Source organism: Actinoplanes sp. NPDC026619, from assembly GCF_040638295.1.
Lineage (GTDB): Bacteria > Actinomycetota > Actinomycetes > Mycobacteriales > Micromonosporaceae > Actinoplanes.
Window position 1 is genome coordinate 1 of the sequence record NZ_JBEZYA010000061.1, and the last position, 13,000, is coordinate 13,000.

The following is a 13,000-nucleotide window of genomic DNA, read 5'->3' on the forward strand; positions in this document are numbered from 1 at the left end:
GCAACCAAACACGGCCTCAACCTCTACGACGCCCTCGTCCAACTCACGTCCGGCCGACCATGGATCCCCGCAATCAGCTGACCTGATTAGTTACGGTAATTGTATCCACCGATGTCCGTGCCGAGCCGCTCGACGGTGCTGTCGAAACGGGCGGCGACGCCAATCAGGATTGTTTTGACATCCCCGCCCCGGACCGTGAGTGATCGTGCCGGGCTGGTGCCGGGAACGGAAAAGCTTGCGACGTCGATGGCTGCGGGATCGGAGTTGGCCGGCCATCCGTTCTGAGAGGTCCCGGCTGCAAGGACGGTCACTCCTACCTCGCCGTCAGCACCAGGAGGCTGAGGGTCGGAGGACTGCGCCGCATTTGCCGCTGCAGGCGCCCCCAGCCCCAGAAGTGCCGTGACGATTCCGGCGGTAAGCGACAGGAGCAGCGTTCGACGATCTCTGGATGTTCGCCATGTATTCATGGTTTTTGAGTTACTCCCCGTTTGGATGTCTCAATACGCGTGGCTCTTCATCTCGCACAAGAAGCTGGACCGCTCGCAAGTTGCTGAATCGGAACTTACGACCACTGTGGACCCAGTGCGAGCCATACGGAATTCGCCCGGGCCTCAATGACCCGCGCCGTCGCCACCCTTGTTGACGCCGATCGCATTTCTGGCGTCTAAGCAGCGTTGATTCGACATTCGCGACCCGTTCTTCTGGCCGTCAGAGGCACCGCCGTCGAGATCGGACATGGAAGAAGATGCTGTCGCCGTCGCCGCCGTATTGCGACTGTCGCGAGTTTTCCTGATTGGTACGCCGGCGGGCATCGGGCCGAATGGTGGCAGGTCGCTCACGATGGCTGTCGACGCGCCGGCATAAATGCCGAAGTCGCTGGTGCAGTAGAAGCCACCGGGCATGCCGTATTCCGCCCTGGTTCAGTAGGGCGAGTGGTCGGTGCCTGGCGATTCGGCCGTCGGCGTGACGACGCCGGCCGACGTCATCAACGCCTTGCGGGAGAACTTCGCCGGCTGGAGCGTGAGCGTGACGCCGCCCCGTACGGCGTGCTCAGCCTCTCCATTCCGATGAGCCGGGCGGGTTTGCCGTCGCCTTTGTCGCCCGGCGACGCGAACGCTTGACCCGGCACACGGACCATGACCATAGTCGCGATCGTGAGCGTCCGCCGTCCTCATCCGGGCAATCCGGTGGTCATGCTGTGCTCCTTTCACCTGAATTCATCCGCTCCGTGCAACCGGGACACGTGGAATGGTGTGTCCGTGTGCGCGCGATCTCCACAGGCGGACACGAGTGCGTGCCCGTCTGCGGGTTCTCCTGCGATGACGAATGAAAGGCGAAAGGTCTAGGCCTGGAGCGCCGAATAGGCGCGTGGCCGCATGGATCCCTCCATCGTTCCTCCCCCGTGTCGGCAGTCGGGTCGGGCGCTCTCACCCATCCGACTGTGCCGATCCGCGTCTGTCTAAATAATGACCTGGCGGATCGGCTGGATCACCATACTGGCACGGCCAGTTAACGCCGGTCTTTGACTGGTGTCAATGGTTTGTTGAATAGCGTGAGGCCTAAAAGGACGGTGCTCTGTGAGTGATCGAGCCGACGCGCCTGCCGACCAGGCACCCCGCACCCTCGTCGAGAAGCGACTACCTGTTCAGGCAGGTCCATCCGCGCGGTCGCCGGCTGTTCACGCACCCGGAGGTCGCCCGCGCAACAGGGCTGTCCGCCGAATGCTCTCAGCACGGCGTTCGGGCAAGAACCCCACCCGAGTGTCGTCGCCGGCGAGCACGGCACGGTGGCGCGCCTCTGCCCAGTCAATTCCTTCCGAAGGAACCCGTCGACCGGCCGGTCGATCGCGACCGGCACCGCCCACGCCATCAGTATCCGGTCGAGCCAGAGCACGGTGAATATGCGGAGACGAACGGCGACCGTTTGGTCCGACCTCCAGTACGCATGCTGCGATCGCGGTGTGGTCACTGTCGTGTTGGGCTCCGGACACGGATTTTCCGCATTGATGCGCGGTATCCGGTGTGCGTGTTCAGAGAAATCCGGACACGCACTTTCGTTTTTCTGCCCCTGGTCGCCCCATACCGGGCGGCGGAGGTGGTCGGCATGACCGCCTCCCATCTTCCTTTCCCCCGCCCCGCGCAGTCCCCCGACGCCGTGCTGATCCCGGCGGTGATCCCGGCGGTGATCCCGGCCCGGCCGGCCACCCGGCCCGCGACCGGGCACGCCGCCGGTCCGCTGCGGCGCCGTCCGCTGCCGCTGCCCGAGCCCGGCCCATCCGGACCACGCACGGCTGACCTGATCTACGCGCTGACGGCGGTGGACAAGAGCGGTGAGCGATGAACACGCGGCACACGACGGCGGACACCACGCTCGGACATGTCGGCGTCGTTCGAGGTCAGGGTTTCCGGCGGATGGTGTAGTGCAGCACCATGAACGGCAGTCCGTAGAGCGCGAACGCGTGCTCGGCCCGCAGTTCGCCGTTCTCGGTGAAAACGTCGAGGCGTTCCGCGAAGCCGGGCACCGCGAGCGTGGTCAGTTCACGGGTCGCCGCGTCGATGTAGGTCAGGTAGTGGCCGGGGTGATCGAGTTCGCTGCGGCTGGTCAGCACCAGCCCGCCGTCCCCGCGGGGCAGCGGCAGCAGGGTCGCGGTGAAGCTGCCGTGCGGCACCGGGAAGCCGACGCTCACATAGCCACGGCCGTCGTGCCGATAGGTCGTGTAGATGCCCACGTAGATCGGCTCGTCGGTGTCGGCGAACGACCGGATCCATCCCCGTACGCCGATCGGGCCGTTGCCTTCCGGGGTGATCGTGTCGATCCGGCTGCGGACGCCGCGCAGGGTCTCCCGCTGGTTCATCGGCACGTTGGCCTGGCCGACCGGGCGGGCCACCAACGACCGGTAGAGCAGGTAGCCGGGCCGCACCCAGAGCCGCCACTCGGGCACGATGTCGAGCCGAAACCGGGTGGTGTGCTCATAGAACTCGCGCACCAGCGAATCCACCCCGGCCGGGTCGAACTGCGGGCCGGCCAGGTCGTCGAGCGAGCCGACGATTCCCACGTCCTCGGCGTTCGCCTGGTAGCGGCCGCCGAGCACCTCGGCGAGCGTACGCACGTAATCGACGCCGACGTAGCGGCCGCGCGCTTCCAGCGGAACCACGAACGGCAGGTCCTCGGCCCGCACCCGCTCGGCCAGCAGATTCACCTGCGCATCGCGGAACAGCAGCGCCGACAGCGCCCGGAATCCGACCACCGCGCTGGCGGCCACGGCCGCCGGCGGCACCTCCCGGCCACCGGCCAGACGCCAGCCCATCCCCACGGCGGCGCCGACGACCGGCCCGAGCGCGACCTTCTGCGGCCGCAGACCGAGCGCCCCGGCCACCGCCCCACCGGTCAGCCCCACCGTCACCGGCCCCGCCTTGCCCAGCCGGCCACCGAGCCACCCGGCGGGCGCCGCGATCGCACCGCTCATCACCACCCGCGACCACCACGCCGGAATCTCCCCGGGCCGCTGCCGGGCCCGCGCCACCGCCTCGGTCGCCACCAGCCCTGCCGCACCTAGAAGCCCACCGGCCAGCGCCGCCCGCGAGCCCCGGCGCCCGGCGATCGCGGCTCCGGCCAAAGCCCCGACGATCCCGGCGAACACCAGCCCGCTCGCCCGCTGGGCCGCCACCCTCTCCGCCATGGCCGCACGCTAACAGGCCCGGGATGTCCCCGGCGTCCAGCAGTCGCTCGGGCGGATCCGCGTGGGAAGCGGCCATGACGTGGTTCAGCTCGGCCGGCCAGGCCGGAACCCGTCGGCTAAGAGTTGGATGGTGACGCTCAGCCACCCCTGTAGAGCGGTCGGGTCGCCGAGCTCGGCGCGCAGCACCCGGCGACGATCGGCACTTCCTTCACCACGTGCACCGCACCGGCCGCGCTTCGCCGCCCGCTCGACTCACCGACGCTGCTCTCGGTGTTCGCGAAGGACATCAAGCCCGAGCCGCGCAGCTACGCCGAGGCGTTCCTCAACGTCCGCCCTTACGTCACCACGAAACCCGGCGGCCACTTCGCGGCCGGGGAACGACCCGGACGTACGCCGAGGACGTACGCCGCGCGGTCAAGCTGAACGGCTGACGCCTCGAAGCCGCCTCATCGATGGCCGGCGAGCGCCCCGACGTGCGCCAGCAGGTCCCGGACGGCCCCGGCCGGCGGCATCCGGCTCCCGGTCCACACCGCCCGCAGCTGCCGGCGGAGATCGAGATTCGCCACCGCTATCCGCCGCAGCCGACCCGAGCGCAGGTCGTCGCCGACCGCGAGCCCGCTGATCACGACCGGGCCGGCGCCGTCCAGCACCGCCGCCCGGACCGCCGCCGTGGTCGACAACTCCAGCGCCGCCGGCGACCGCGCCGGACTCGCACCGGCGCGGGCCGCTGCGCGAACTCGACCGCCGCCGGGACGTGCTGGCCAACATCACCCGAACTGGTACGCGTCGGTCATGGGCACCGGCATCTGGCCGGTAGCCACTGACCAGGTCAATGATGCGACCGAACGAAATCGGGTACGGGGCATTAGCGCGCGAGGACGTTGCCTCGCAAAGCCACGCCCTCCTCTGCGTCGGCGAGAACGGAACAGAGGGCCGCTTCGTTGAGGCAAGCTCAGTGTCCCGCCCCTTCTCGGCGGGGAACGGTCGAGGCGGGCGGCCCGTGGAATGAGCTCGCGGCACGAAGTCGTCGCGGGTCAGGTAGCGTCCGAAGGCCGGCGACCGCTCGACGATGCGCCGGGCGAAGGTGCTGATTACCCGGCTGTCCCACTGCGCGCCGAACAGCCGGCGGGCCGTCACCGCACATGCGATGGGGGTCACCTGGAACGGCGGTCCGCCGGGTAGTTCCTCGCGAGCGATCCGCCGGCGCTCCCGGCCATCTCCGGTCAGGGGAGCGCGGATCCAGCGAGCCTCCGCCGAACGTGAGACCACGTCACCGCCCTCAGGCGAACCCATCCGCTGTTTCCCTCCCGGAGACGGACGCCGCTGATGCGGGTGCGTCGAAGAGACGACTCCGGCCGTGGCCGGGGCCGTCTCTTCGACGTGACTGCGGTTAGAGCTGCTGCTGTTCCGGGCGCTCGCGGTCGGCCGCCATCTGCTCGAAGATCTCGTTGACCTTGGCGCGCTCCGCCTCCGCGGCCGCCTGCAGGGCGACCCGGTCCGCCTCGGTGGTGCGGGCGAGGTACATCAGAGCGGCGGTCACCACGAGCACCGGCAGGCTCCAGGCCAGTGCGGCATGTGAATCGGAGTCGGTCAGCCCGCCCAGCACCATCAACGCGGCCGGGATGGCGATGAACCAGCAGAGCCGCTTCACGCCGAGGCGTCCCGCCGAGTTGCCGTAGTACCACATCACGGCGGCCTTCAGCAGGCCGAAGCCGAGGAGCGCCGGAACACCAGCGAAGACCAGGACGAAGAGCATGACGATGACCCGCGCACCCGTGCTGTCCGGGCCGTGCGTCCAGGCGGCGAACAGCAGGGCGCCGGCCCCGGCGAACGGCAGCAGGCTATAGACGCCGGCCAGCTTGCCGCCCAGCTGGTCCTGAGGGGTCGGCACCTGCCCCGGTAGCGGGCTCGTCTGCCAGTCGGTGAACACCTCGCCCCGGTTGCGGAAGAAGACGGTCACCATCCCGGCCGTCACCGCGGCCGCCGGGATCGCGACGGCCAGGCCCTTGACGACATCGCCGTCGAAGAGCAGGCCCAAGCCGAAGCACATGAGCATGAAGGCAAACGCGAACAGCAGGCGTATCGGGCGGTACATCAACATTGCGGCTCTCCCCGTGGTCGATGGTTGTGGATGTCTCGCAGGGGAGACTACGGGCCTGCCAAGCCGCGAAAGAAACACACGCGGGCCGGGAAGGCAGAGCGGCCCAGGGCGGCCCGGAATTGACCTGCTCGATGTTTACGATCTACGGGATAGACCATGCCCGGGCACTCCAGGAGGCGAGCTTCGTCGGTAGTCCGCAGAACCGGAAATTCGCGGCGGCGGGCTCGCTCCGTCCGAAGTGGAAAGCCCGGCCACGCGACTGTCGGCGCGTCCGACGCCGGCAGTCGCGGCGCGTGCGGGTCAGCAGGGATAGGGAGCGACGATGTAATTGCGGGAGTCCGGCAGCGACACCTTCTGGTTGCCCTGCATGATCTTGATTATGTGGTACCCGGCCGAGTCGTTGTACCCGAGCTCGGCGCATCGGTTGGCGGGGGTGTAAACGGCCGCGACCTGACTCCAGTGCAGATCGTGATAGGTGTCGTCACTCGAGTGCAAGGTGGTGTAGCTGGAGCAGTTCTGCAGGTGGTAGACCCGAACGTCCAAGATGTATCCCAGGCGCGTGCTGTTACTGACGGAGTTGTTCGGTCCGACCGTGCAGGAGGCAGCCTCAGCGGCACTGCCCGAGACCACCACGCTGGACAGAGCGACGGCACCGGCCGCCGCCAAGGACAGCAATCTCAACCTTCGCATCGCAACACTTCCCTCGTTCGTCGAGCACCGCGGCACATTCCACGGCATGCGAGCCAAGGTAGGCGGATCTGCTTACCGCACACTTACCCACGCCCGTCTCAGTACCCATTGATCAGGTGCATCGCCAGGCCCGCCGAGTAGATGCCGGTCGAAATGGTCGCGCCGAGCCTCACGTCAGTCGCCAGGCCGGCACCAGGCCCAGCGCCGAGCTGGACAGGCCCGGGAAGACGGACGCCGCGTTGGAGAGGCCGCACCGGACCCGAAGCACCTCGGCGATCACCGCGCGGCAGTCGGTGGTCAGGGCCAGGTCGCCGTCGATCAGCTGGGACGCTGCGAGGCCGGGCCAGCGGCCGTACACCTTGACGTTGCCGCCAGCAGGAGCATCGCGTTGCCGTCGCCGTGGTCGAGGCCGCCCGAGCAATCAAGTGTGATCATCGGATTCCTTCCGCGGCGAGAGGGCCAGGAGTGCGGACCGGCGGGAGACCGGACCGCGCTCCGTTCGGCGCTGGGAGATCCACTACGACCCTTACGACCTATCCCAGGTAGACCCGACCGGGGCTGACCCTCGTCGAGCAACGCGATCACGTCCAGCGGTGAGGTGTCGACCTGCACCAGCTCACCCGGCCGGTGTCGCCGGACAGGCGCACCCGGGTGCCGTCGAGCCCGGCGACGCTCCACCTGGACAACGCCGGCGCGCAGCACTTCGCCGCCGCGATCGTCATCATCACCGCGGGCCTGTGGCCGTATGCACGGCCCACGACCGCGGTCGCCCAGGTGATCAGCGAGATGCAGGTGCCGCCCGCCTGGGACCTGTTGGCCGCAGGCCTGACCGACGGCCTCATCAACCACCTCATCGGCGTCGTCGCCCGCTCCCCCGCCCGTCGCCTTCAACACGGGCCACGCCTCGTAACTTCTCCTCGCGGGATCGCAGGGAGGCGCCGCGCAGGAGATCGCCAAGGCCGCCCCGACGGGCGCGCACGTCGTGCGCCCTCGGCGTCAGCGATCTCGGCTGAGCGCACCCGCCGGCTCGGCAGGACCGGATGAAGCGCGTACCGCTCGACGTCGTAACCGGCGTACGGAAGCGCGGACAACATCACCTCGCCCGGCGGATCGAACCCGCTGTCCCCCGCACCCAGGATCTCGAGCAGCTCCGGCCCGGACAGCGTGCCCTGGCCGAGCGCCTCGGTCGGCTCGAGCTCGTGTGCCCAGCACTCGGCGAACTCGTGCGCCGACCCGAGATGGTCGAGATGGGCGTGGGCGACCACCGCGAACGGCTCCTCGATCCGGGTGATCGAGTCGTCCACGCGGGTCACCCGGAACCAGGGCCGGGCCACCGGAAGACTCGCCATCAGATCTCGTGCACCTGGATCACACGCCGGGCCACCGTCTCGGCGATGCGGCTGATGGTCTCCAGCTCAGGCGGCCGGTTGCCGACCCGCCGGGCGATGTAGAACCCGTCGGTCAGAGCCAGCAACGCCAGCCCGGTCTCCTCCGCCGTCAGGTCGCTGGACATCCGGCCGCTGGCCATGCCCGCGAGCAGTTCGGCGCCGTCACGTTCCTGGCGGAAATGGCGCTACGCACCGGGCGACAGGATCACGCGCGCGACGTCGACGGCGAGGCGGCCGCCGTGGGACGTTCCTTCTACTTGGCCTTCATGTCGGCGCCCGGCTCGGGGCCGAGCCGGTGCAACACCACAACCGGGATCCGGCGGGTCGTCCGGGCCTGGTAGTCACCGTAGCCGGGTGCCTGCTCCACCACCTCGGCCCACAGCTTCTCGTACTCGTCGCCGTCCGGGATGGCTGCCATCGCGCGGTACGTGTCGGTGCCCAACTCCACGGTCACCGCCGGATCTTGCCGGATGTTGTGGTACCAGCCCGGATTTCTCGGGGCGCCCATGGCCGAGGCCACGACGACCGATTTTCCATGGACCTCCAGATAGCCGAGCGGCACTGTGCGCTGCTCGCCCGTCCGCGCGCCGGTGGTAGTCAGCAACGCCAGCGTGGCGTCCTGGAACATCCCGCCGACCTTGCCGCCGTTCTCGCGAAACTCCTGGATGATTCGACGCTGGAATTCGTTGACGTCGAAGTTGGCGTACGTTTCGCTCATGCAATCCCCATCCTCATGTGTGATCGGATGGAGGACGATTCCCAGCCCGGGCCAGGCACAAAGAAACCCCGCAAGCCGTACGCGGTGGCAATGCACCCTCGGCCTGATACCGCCCTCGCTCCATATCGCCTTCAGACTGCCCGCGTACTGCAGGTCATCGACGAACGCGCGTGCGACACCTGGAGACACGGGGCGGTAGATGCCGTCCAATTTGCCGCCACCATGCCCACCCCGCGGATGGAACGGGTGTCCCCCGGCCACCTGGTCGCGATCGCCACTGCACCGGCGCCCTGCGCCCGAACTGGTCCCGACAGCGCCGGAGGGTGCCGCGGCGGTACGGTACGGTCCGAGGGTGGGTGATCACGTCAAGAGCAGACCGCACCCGCCGAAGGCCAACGGGCACCGGTTCCACGGAGACCCGGATCGTTTCCACTTGATGGCAGAGTTCATCGGCGAGCGCTTCGGCAACTCGGTCGAGAACATTGCCGACGTGGCCGGCGGCCAGGGAATGCTGGCGCGGGAGCTCCGCAAGCGCCTCAACTACCGGGTCGAGGTCGTTGATCCGCGAGGATGGACGCTGAAGGGTGTCGAGTCACGCGCCGTTCCCTACCTGGCGGAAGACGCCGCCTACTACGATCTGATCGTCGGTCTTCATCCCGACCAAGCGTTACGCGAGGTCGTTCACTCAGCGCTGGGCAGAGCAACCGTCCTTGTCCCCTGCTGTAACTTCTGGCGAGACGACCAACGACTCGGGCGCGATGCCCTGGCCGAGTCAATCGGGGAATGGTTCAAGCGGAACCACGTCCGCTACGAGAGAGTCAAGTTCCCGTTCCGAGGGCCGCAGAATCTCGGCTTCGTCACAGCGCCGCCAGAAACCTATTGACAGGTCAGGCGCCGACGCTGCCATCGCGTGCGCACGGCGAGGGCAGGAGGGAGGTCCGGCATGGAGATCAGCACGACGGCGACGAGCGACGGGGTGTTTCGTCTCCTCGTGGCCGGCGAGATCGACATGGCGACTGCCGACGACCTGGAGGCTGCGCTCACCCAGGCCATCACCGCCGCCGGGACCACCACCGTGATCGCCGACCTCGCGCAGCTGACATTCTGTGACTCGTCCGGCATCGCCGCGTTCGACAAGGCGTACCGCCAAGCCACTGATCGCGGTGTCACCTTCCAGGTGCGCAACCTGCAAACGGGGGTCCGGCGCGTGCTGGAGATCACCGGCGTCCTGGACCGCCTCCTCGGAAACTGACGGCGCTCGGCGAACGGCGGCCTGCTGGTCGGCGGGCCGCCGTTCGGCTTCCGGCAGGGGAGCTGTTACCAGGCGTACGCCTCGGGGGCGGGCTTGGTGCCGTTCGGGCCCGGCGCCGGGAACAGCTCGTCGAGGCGGGCCAGCGTGGGCTCGTCCAGCTTGATCTCCAGGGCGCGCAGGGCCCCGTCGAGCTGGGCGGCGGTGCGCGGGCCGATGATCGGGCCGGTCACCCCGGGCTGGGCGAGCAGCCAAGCCAGGCCGACGTTCGCCGGGTCCTCGCCGAGGTCGGCGCAGAGCTTCTCGTAGGCCTCGACGGCGGCGTGGTGCTTGGCCAGCTCGCCGGCCGAGCGTTCCGAGGTGCTGCGGGAGGAGGCGCCGCCCTCGCGCTGCTTGCGCAGGACACCACCGAGCACGCCGCCGTTCAGCGGCGACCAGGGGATCACGCCGAGCCCGTATTCGCGGGCGGCGGGCAGCACCTCGAGCTCGACCCAGCGGTTCAGCAGGTTGTAGATGGACTGCTCGCTGACCAGGCCGAGGAAGTGCCGCGTGCGGGCGGCCTCCTGCGCCTGGGCGAGGTGCCAGCCGGCGAAGTTGGACGAGCCGAAATAGAGAACCTTGCCCTGCTGACGCAGGACGCTGAACGCCTCCCAGATCTCGTCCCACGGCGTTGCCCGGTCGACGTGGTGCATCTGGTACAGATCGATGTAGTCGGTCTGCAGCCGTTTGAGCGACGCGTCGCACGCCCGGCGGATGTTCAGCGCCGACGACAGGTTGTCGTTGGGCCAGTCGCCCATGCTGCCGTAGAACTTGGTGGCCAGGACAGTCTTCTCCCGGCGGGCGGCACCGCCGGCGAACCAGCGCCCGATGATCTGCTCGGTGACGCCTTCGCCCTGTTTACGACCGTACACATTGGCGGTGTCGAAGAAGTTGATCCCTTGATCGTGGGCTTGGTCCATGATCGCGTGGCTGTCGCCCTCGGACGTCTCCGGCCCGAAATTCATGGTGCCGAGCACTAGCCGGGACACGGAGAGGCCACTACGGCCCAGGCGGGTGTATTCCATGATTCCGAACCTACGCCGGATCAGGCGGATGCCGCCCGCCGAGACGTCGAGCGCAAGGCTAAAGCTTGAAGGTTGCGACCAGCTCGCGCAATTCCTGCGACACGTGGGACAGCTCCCGGGCGGCCTGCTCGGACTGGCTGACCAACTCGCTGCTGGTACGGGCCAGGGCCGCCACCTCGCCGATGTTCGCGGCGATCTGACCCGAGCCGTCGGCGGCTTCGGCCACACTGCGGTTCATCTCGTTGGTCGTCGCGGTCTGCTCCTCGACCGCCGACGCGATCGTAGTCTGGTAGTCGTTGATCTTGCCGATGATTCGGGAGACCTCCTGGATCGCCGAAACCGCGCCGGCCGTGTCGGCCTGGATCGCCTGCACCCGCCGGGAGATGTCCTCGGTGGCCCGGGCCGTCTCCTGCGCCAGGTCCTTGACTTCGCCGGCGACCACCGCGAAGCCCTTGCCGGCCTCGCCGGCCCTGGCTGATTCGATGGTGGCGTTCAACGCCAGCAGATTGGTCTGCTCGGCGATGCTGGTGATCACCTTGATCACATCGCCGATCTCCTGGCTGGAGGTGCCGAGCCGGGATACGGTCTCGGTCGTGGTGCGGGTCACCGTGACGGCCTGCCCGGCGACGTTGGCCGCCTGACTGGCATTCTGCGCGATCTCGCGGATCGAAGTGCCCATCTCCTCCGAGCCGGCCGCGACGGTCTGCACGCTGCGGGACACCTCGTCTGCCGCGGAGGCGACCGTCTCGGCCTGGGCCGACGAACGCTGCGCGCCGCCCGCCAGCTCGGTCGAGAGGGTACTGATGCGGTCGCTGGCCGCGCCGAGCGTGGCGGAGCTCTGAGCCAACCGGGTCAGTACCGCGCCGACCGAATCCAGCGCGGCGTTCATCGAGGCGCTCATCCGTCCCACCTCGTCCTGCGACCGCACGTCCAGGCGCCGGGTCATGTCGCCGCCGGCCACCGCGGCCATGACCTCGCCGGCCTCGGCCAACGGCCGGGTGATGCTGCGCGTGCTGCGCCAGGCGACCAACACGGCGATCGCGATCGCGATCAGCAGCAACGTGGTCATCAGCACGATGAACGTACCGGCGGTGTGCCGGGCCGCGGCACTTTCCTTCTGGTTCATCGCCTCCTCGAGATCGATGAACACATTGATCACGCGGAGCCACTCGACGAAGGCCGGCTTCGCCTGGTCGACCAGCATCTTCAGCGCCTGCGCGTCCTTACCGGCACGCTGCAGCGCGACCACCTGCTCGATCAGCGGAAGCGTCTGCTCCTGCACCTTGTTGATGCCGGCGAGCGCCGCCTTCTCCGCATCACTGGTGTTTGCCGGATCCGAGAAGATCGCGTTCATCTTGTCCTCGGACGCCTTGTACTTGTCAGCGAGCTTCGCGATGAGGTCGACCTCGGATTGGATCTGCGCGTCGTCGGTGGCCAGGACCACATCGCGGACGGCAATGGCCCGGTCGTGCACGCTGCCCCGGAAGTTGATCGCGAAGCGCTGTTTGACGGCGTTCTGGTCGTTGATCACGGTCAGCTTGTCGTCGATACTGCGGACCTGCACGACACCGGCCACGACCAGCGCCACCATGGTCAACACCACCACGAAGAAGCCGGCGCCCAGACGCCTGCCGATGCTCCAATTCCTCACTGCGCGAACTCCGATCAGCCGTGGGAGACCGTGCGAACTGACCACGCAGCGGACCTCTACTCCACTGATCGGTACGCCGACACCAGAACTAAGAGCCAAGCTGGGCCGGCGAGCCGCGACAGCAACCTGGGTCATTGATCTCGGGCGCTCGCGTCACTCCAGCAGGCCGAGGTCTTCACCGCGTTCCACCGCGCACACGCCGACCAGCCGTACGCGGGAACCGGCCTGGGCCTGGCCATCTGCGAACGCGTCGTCACCCGCCACCACGGCACCATCACCGCCGGGACCAACCCCCGGCAGGTGCCCACCGAAGCCGACACGTCACCGTTCGCCCCATCAGCCTTCGCCACGGCCGCGCGTTAACGCCAATGCCGCGTAGTTAGGGTGCTGGGCTTGCTGTCAAACCCAGCGTGATCGTGATGGTGGCGTTGTGGTTGGTGCGGTCGATGGCGCCTTTGGC

General features: G+C 68.3%; 16 protein-coding genes and 2 pseudogenes. 5 read left to right on the top strand and 13 right to left on the bottom strand.

What is annotated here, in order from left to right:
• Window positions 1–86: 86 nt before the first annotated feature.
• Window positions 87–311: a hypothetical protein gene (locus tag AB0E90_RS51005; RefSeq protein ID WP_360421021.1), complete on the bottom strand. Its 225-nt coding sequence runs from the start codon at window positions 309–311 to the stop codon at window positions 87–89.
• A 300-nt stretch (window positions 312–611) separates the two neighbouring features.
• A complete protein-coding gene (locus AB0E90_RS51010; protein WP_360421023.1) occupies window positions 612–902 on the bottom strand; it encodes a hypothetical protein in 291 nt (96 codons plus the stop codon).
• A 1,201-nt stretch (window positions 903–2,103) separates the two neighbouring features.
• On the opposite strand from AB0E90_RS51010, the gene AB0E90_RS51015 reads away from it, so the two are divergent.
• Window positions 2,104–2,340 carry a hypothetical protein gene (locus AB0E90_RS51015; protein ID WP_360421025.1) on the top strand — a complete coding sequence of 79 codons (237 nt, stop codon included), beginning with the start codon at window positions 2,104–2,106 and terminating at the stop codon, window positions 2,338–2,340.
• A gap of 55 nt (window positions 2,341–2,395) precedes the next feature.
• Here AB0E90_RS51015 and AB0E90_RS51020 read toward each other — a convergent pair whose 3' ends face one another.
• Window positions 2,396–3,679, bottom strand: coding sequence for a hypothetical protein (locus AB0E90_RS51020; RefSeq protein ID WP_360421027.1), 1,284 nt, complete (start codon window positions 3,677–3,679; stop codon window positions 2,396–2,398).
• 270 nt (window positions 3,680–3,949) lie between these two features.
• On the opposite strand from AB0E90_RS51020, the gene AB0E90_RS51025 reads away from it, so the two are divergent.
• Entirely contained in the window at window positions 3,950–4,102 is a 153-nt protein-coding gene (locus tag AB0E90_RS51025; RefSeq protein WP_360421029.1) for a hypothetical protein, read from the top strand.
• A gap of 23 nt (window positions 4,103–4,125) precedes the next feature.
• Here AB0E90_RS51025 and AB0E90_RS51030 read toward each other — a convergent pair.
• The 8 genes and pseudogenes from AB0E90_RS51030 to AB0E90_RS51065 all read right to left on the bottom strand — a co-directional run.
• Window positions 4,126–4,398, bottom strand: a pseudogene (locus tag AB0E90_RS51030) (LysR substrate-binding domain-containing protein); the annotation flags it as partial.
• Window positions 4,399–5,069: 671 nt separating this feature from the next.
• Window positions 5,070–5,780 (bottom strand): hypothetical protein, encoded by a 711-nt coding sequence (locus AB0E90_RS51035; protein ID WP_360421031.1) that lies wholly within the window; start codon window positions 5,778–5,780, stop codon window positions 5,070–5,072.
• A gap of 300 nt (window positions 5,781–6,080) precedes the next feature.
• Entirely contained in the window at window positions 6,081–6,323 is a 243-nt protein-coding gene (locus AB0E90_RS51040; protein ID WP_360421033.1) for a hypothetical protein, read from the bottom strand.
• Between the two features lie 316 nt (window positions 6,324–6,639).
• Window positions 6,640–6,828 carry a hypothetical protein gene (locus AB0E90_RS51045; protein ID WP_360421035.1) on the bottom strand — a complete coding sequence of 63 codons (189 nt, stop codon included), beginning with the start codon at window positions 6,826–6,828 and terminating at the stop codon, window positions 6,640–6,642.
• A 223-nt stretch (window positions 6,829–7,051) separates the two neighbouring features.
• The gene (locus tag AB0E90_RS51050; RefSeq protein ID WP_360421037.1) at window positions 7,052–7,312 is read right to left on the bottom strand and encodes a hypothetical protein; all 261 of its coding nucleotides are present in this window, start codon (window positions 7,310–7,312) and stop codon (window positions 7,052–7,054) included.
• 45 nt (window positions 7,313–7,357) lie between these two features.
• A complete protein-coding gene (locus AB0E90_RS51055; RefSeq protein ID WP_360421039.1) occupies window positions 7,358–7,819 on the bottom strand; it encodes a hypothetical protein in 462 nt (153 codons plus the stop codon).
• Window positions 7,819–7,998 (bottom strand): hypothetical protein, encoded by a 180-nt coding sequence (locus AB0E90_RS51060; RefSeq protein WP_360421041.1) that lies wholly within the window; start codon window positions 7,996–7,998, stop codon window positions 7,819–7,821. Before AB0E90_RS51060 ends, AB0E90_RS51055 begins: the two co-directional genes overlap by 1 nt.
• Window positions 7,999–8,111: 113 nt before the next feature.
• Complete coding sequence (locus AB0E90_RS51065; protein WP_360421043.1) at window positions 8,112–8,786, bottom strand: nitroreductase family deazaflavin-dependent oxidoreductase; 675 nt, start codon at window positions 8,784–8,786, stop codon at window positions 8,112–8,114.
• A 142-nt stretch (window positions 8,787–8,928) separates the two neighbouring features.
• On the opposite strand from AB0E90_RS51065, the gene AB0E90_RS51070 reads away from it, so the two are divergent.
• Together AB0E90_RS51070 and AB0E90_RS51075 are read left to right on the top strand one after the other, a co-directional pair.
• Window positions 8,929–9,459: a hypothetical protein gene (locus AB0E90_RS51070; protein ID WP_360421045.1), complete on the top strand. Its 531-nt coding sequence runs from the start codon at window positions 8,929–8,931 to the stop codon at window positions 9,457–9,459.
• A 60-nt stretch (window positions 9,460–9,519) separates the two neighbouring features.
• Window positions 9,520–9,828, top strand: a complete 309-nt coding sequence (locus AB0E90_RS51075) for an STAS domain-containing protein (RefSeq protein ID WP_360421047.1) — start codon at window positions 9,520–9,522, stop codon at window positions 9,826–9,828.
• A 65-nt stretch (window positions 9,829–9,893) separates the two neighbouring features.
• Here AB0E90_RS51075 and AB0E90_RS51080 read toward each other — a convergent pair whose 3' ends face one another.
• A complete protein-coding gene (locus AB0E90_RS51080) occupies window positions 9,894–10,889 on the bottom strand; it encodes an aldo/keto reductase (RefSeq protein WP_360421049.1) in 996 nt (331 codons plus the stop codon).
• 58 nt (window positions 10,890–10,947) lie between these two features.
• Complete coding sequence (locus AB0E90_RS51085) at window positions 10,948–12,540, bottom strand: methyl-accepting chemotaxis protein (protein ID WP_360421051.1); 1,593 nt, start codon at window positions 12,538–12,540, stop codon at window positions 10,948–10,950.
• 222 nt (window positions 12,541–12,762) lie between these two features.
• Between AB0E90_RS51085 and AB0E90_RS51090 the strand changes: the two are divergent.
• Window positions 12,763–12,903, top strand: a pseudogene (locus AB0E90_RS51090) (hypothetical protein); the annotation flags it as partial.
• Window positions 12,904–13,000: the final 97 nt, after the last annotated feature.

What these genes read in the sequence shown, in the direction of transcription:
- AB0E90_RS51010 (WP_360421023.1), bottom strand. Translation starts at nt 902, where the DNA reads ATGCCCGGTGGCTTCTACTGCACCAGCGACTTCGGCATTTATGCCGGC.
- AB0E90_RS51015 (WP_360421025.1), top strand. Translation starts at nt 2,104, where the DNA reads ATGACCGCCTCCCATCTTCCTTTCCCCCGCCCCGCGCAGTCCCCCGAC.
- AB0E90_RS51020 (WP_360421027.1), bottom strand. Translation starts at nt 3,679, where the DNA reads ATGGCGGAGAGGGTGGCGGCCCAGCGGGCGAGCGGGCTGGTGTTCGCC.
- AB0E90_RS51035 (WP_360421031.1), bottom strand. Translation starts at nt 5,780, where the DNA reads ATGTTGATGTACCGCCCGATACGCCTGCTGTTCGCGTTTGCCTTCATG.
- AB0E90_RS51050 (WP_360421037.1), bottom strand. Translation starts at nt 7,312, where the DNA reads ATGAGGCCGTCGGTCAGGCCTGCGGCCAACAGGTCCCAGGCGGGCGGC.
- AB0E90_RS51055 (WP_360421039.1), bottom strand. Translation starts at nt 7,819, where the DNA reads ATGGCGAGTCTTCCGGTGGCCCGGCCCTGGTTCCGGGTGACCCGCGTG.
- AB0E90_RS51060 (WP_360421041.1), bottom strand. Translation starts at nt 7,998, where the DNA reads ATGGCCAGCGGCCGGATGTCCAGCGACCTGACGGCGGAGGAGACCGGG.
- AB0E90_RS51075 (WP_360421047.1), top strand. Translation starts at nt 9,520, where the DNA reads ATGGAGATCAGCACGACGGCGACGAGCGACGGGGTGTTTCGTCTCCTC.
- AB0E90_RS51080 (WP_360421049.1), bottom strand. Translation starts at nt 10,889, where the DNA reads ATGGAATACACCCGCCTGGGCCGTAGTGGCCTCTCCGTGTCCCGGCTA.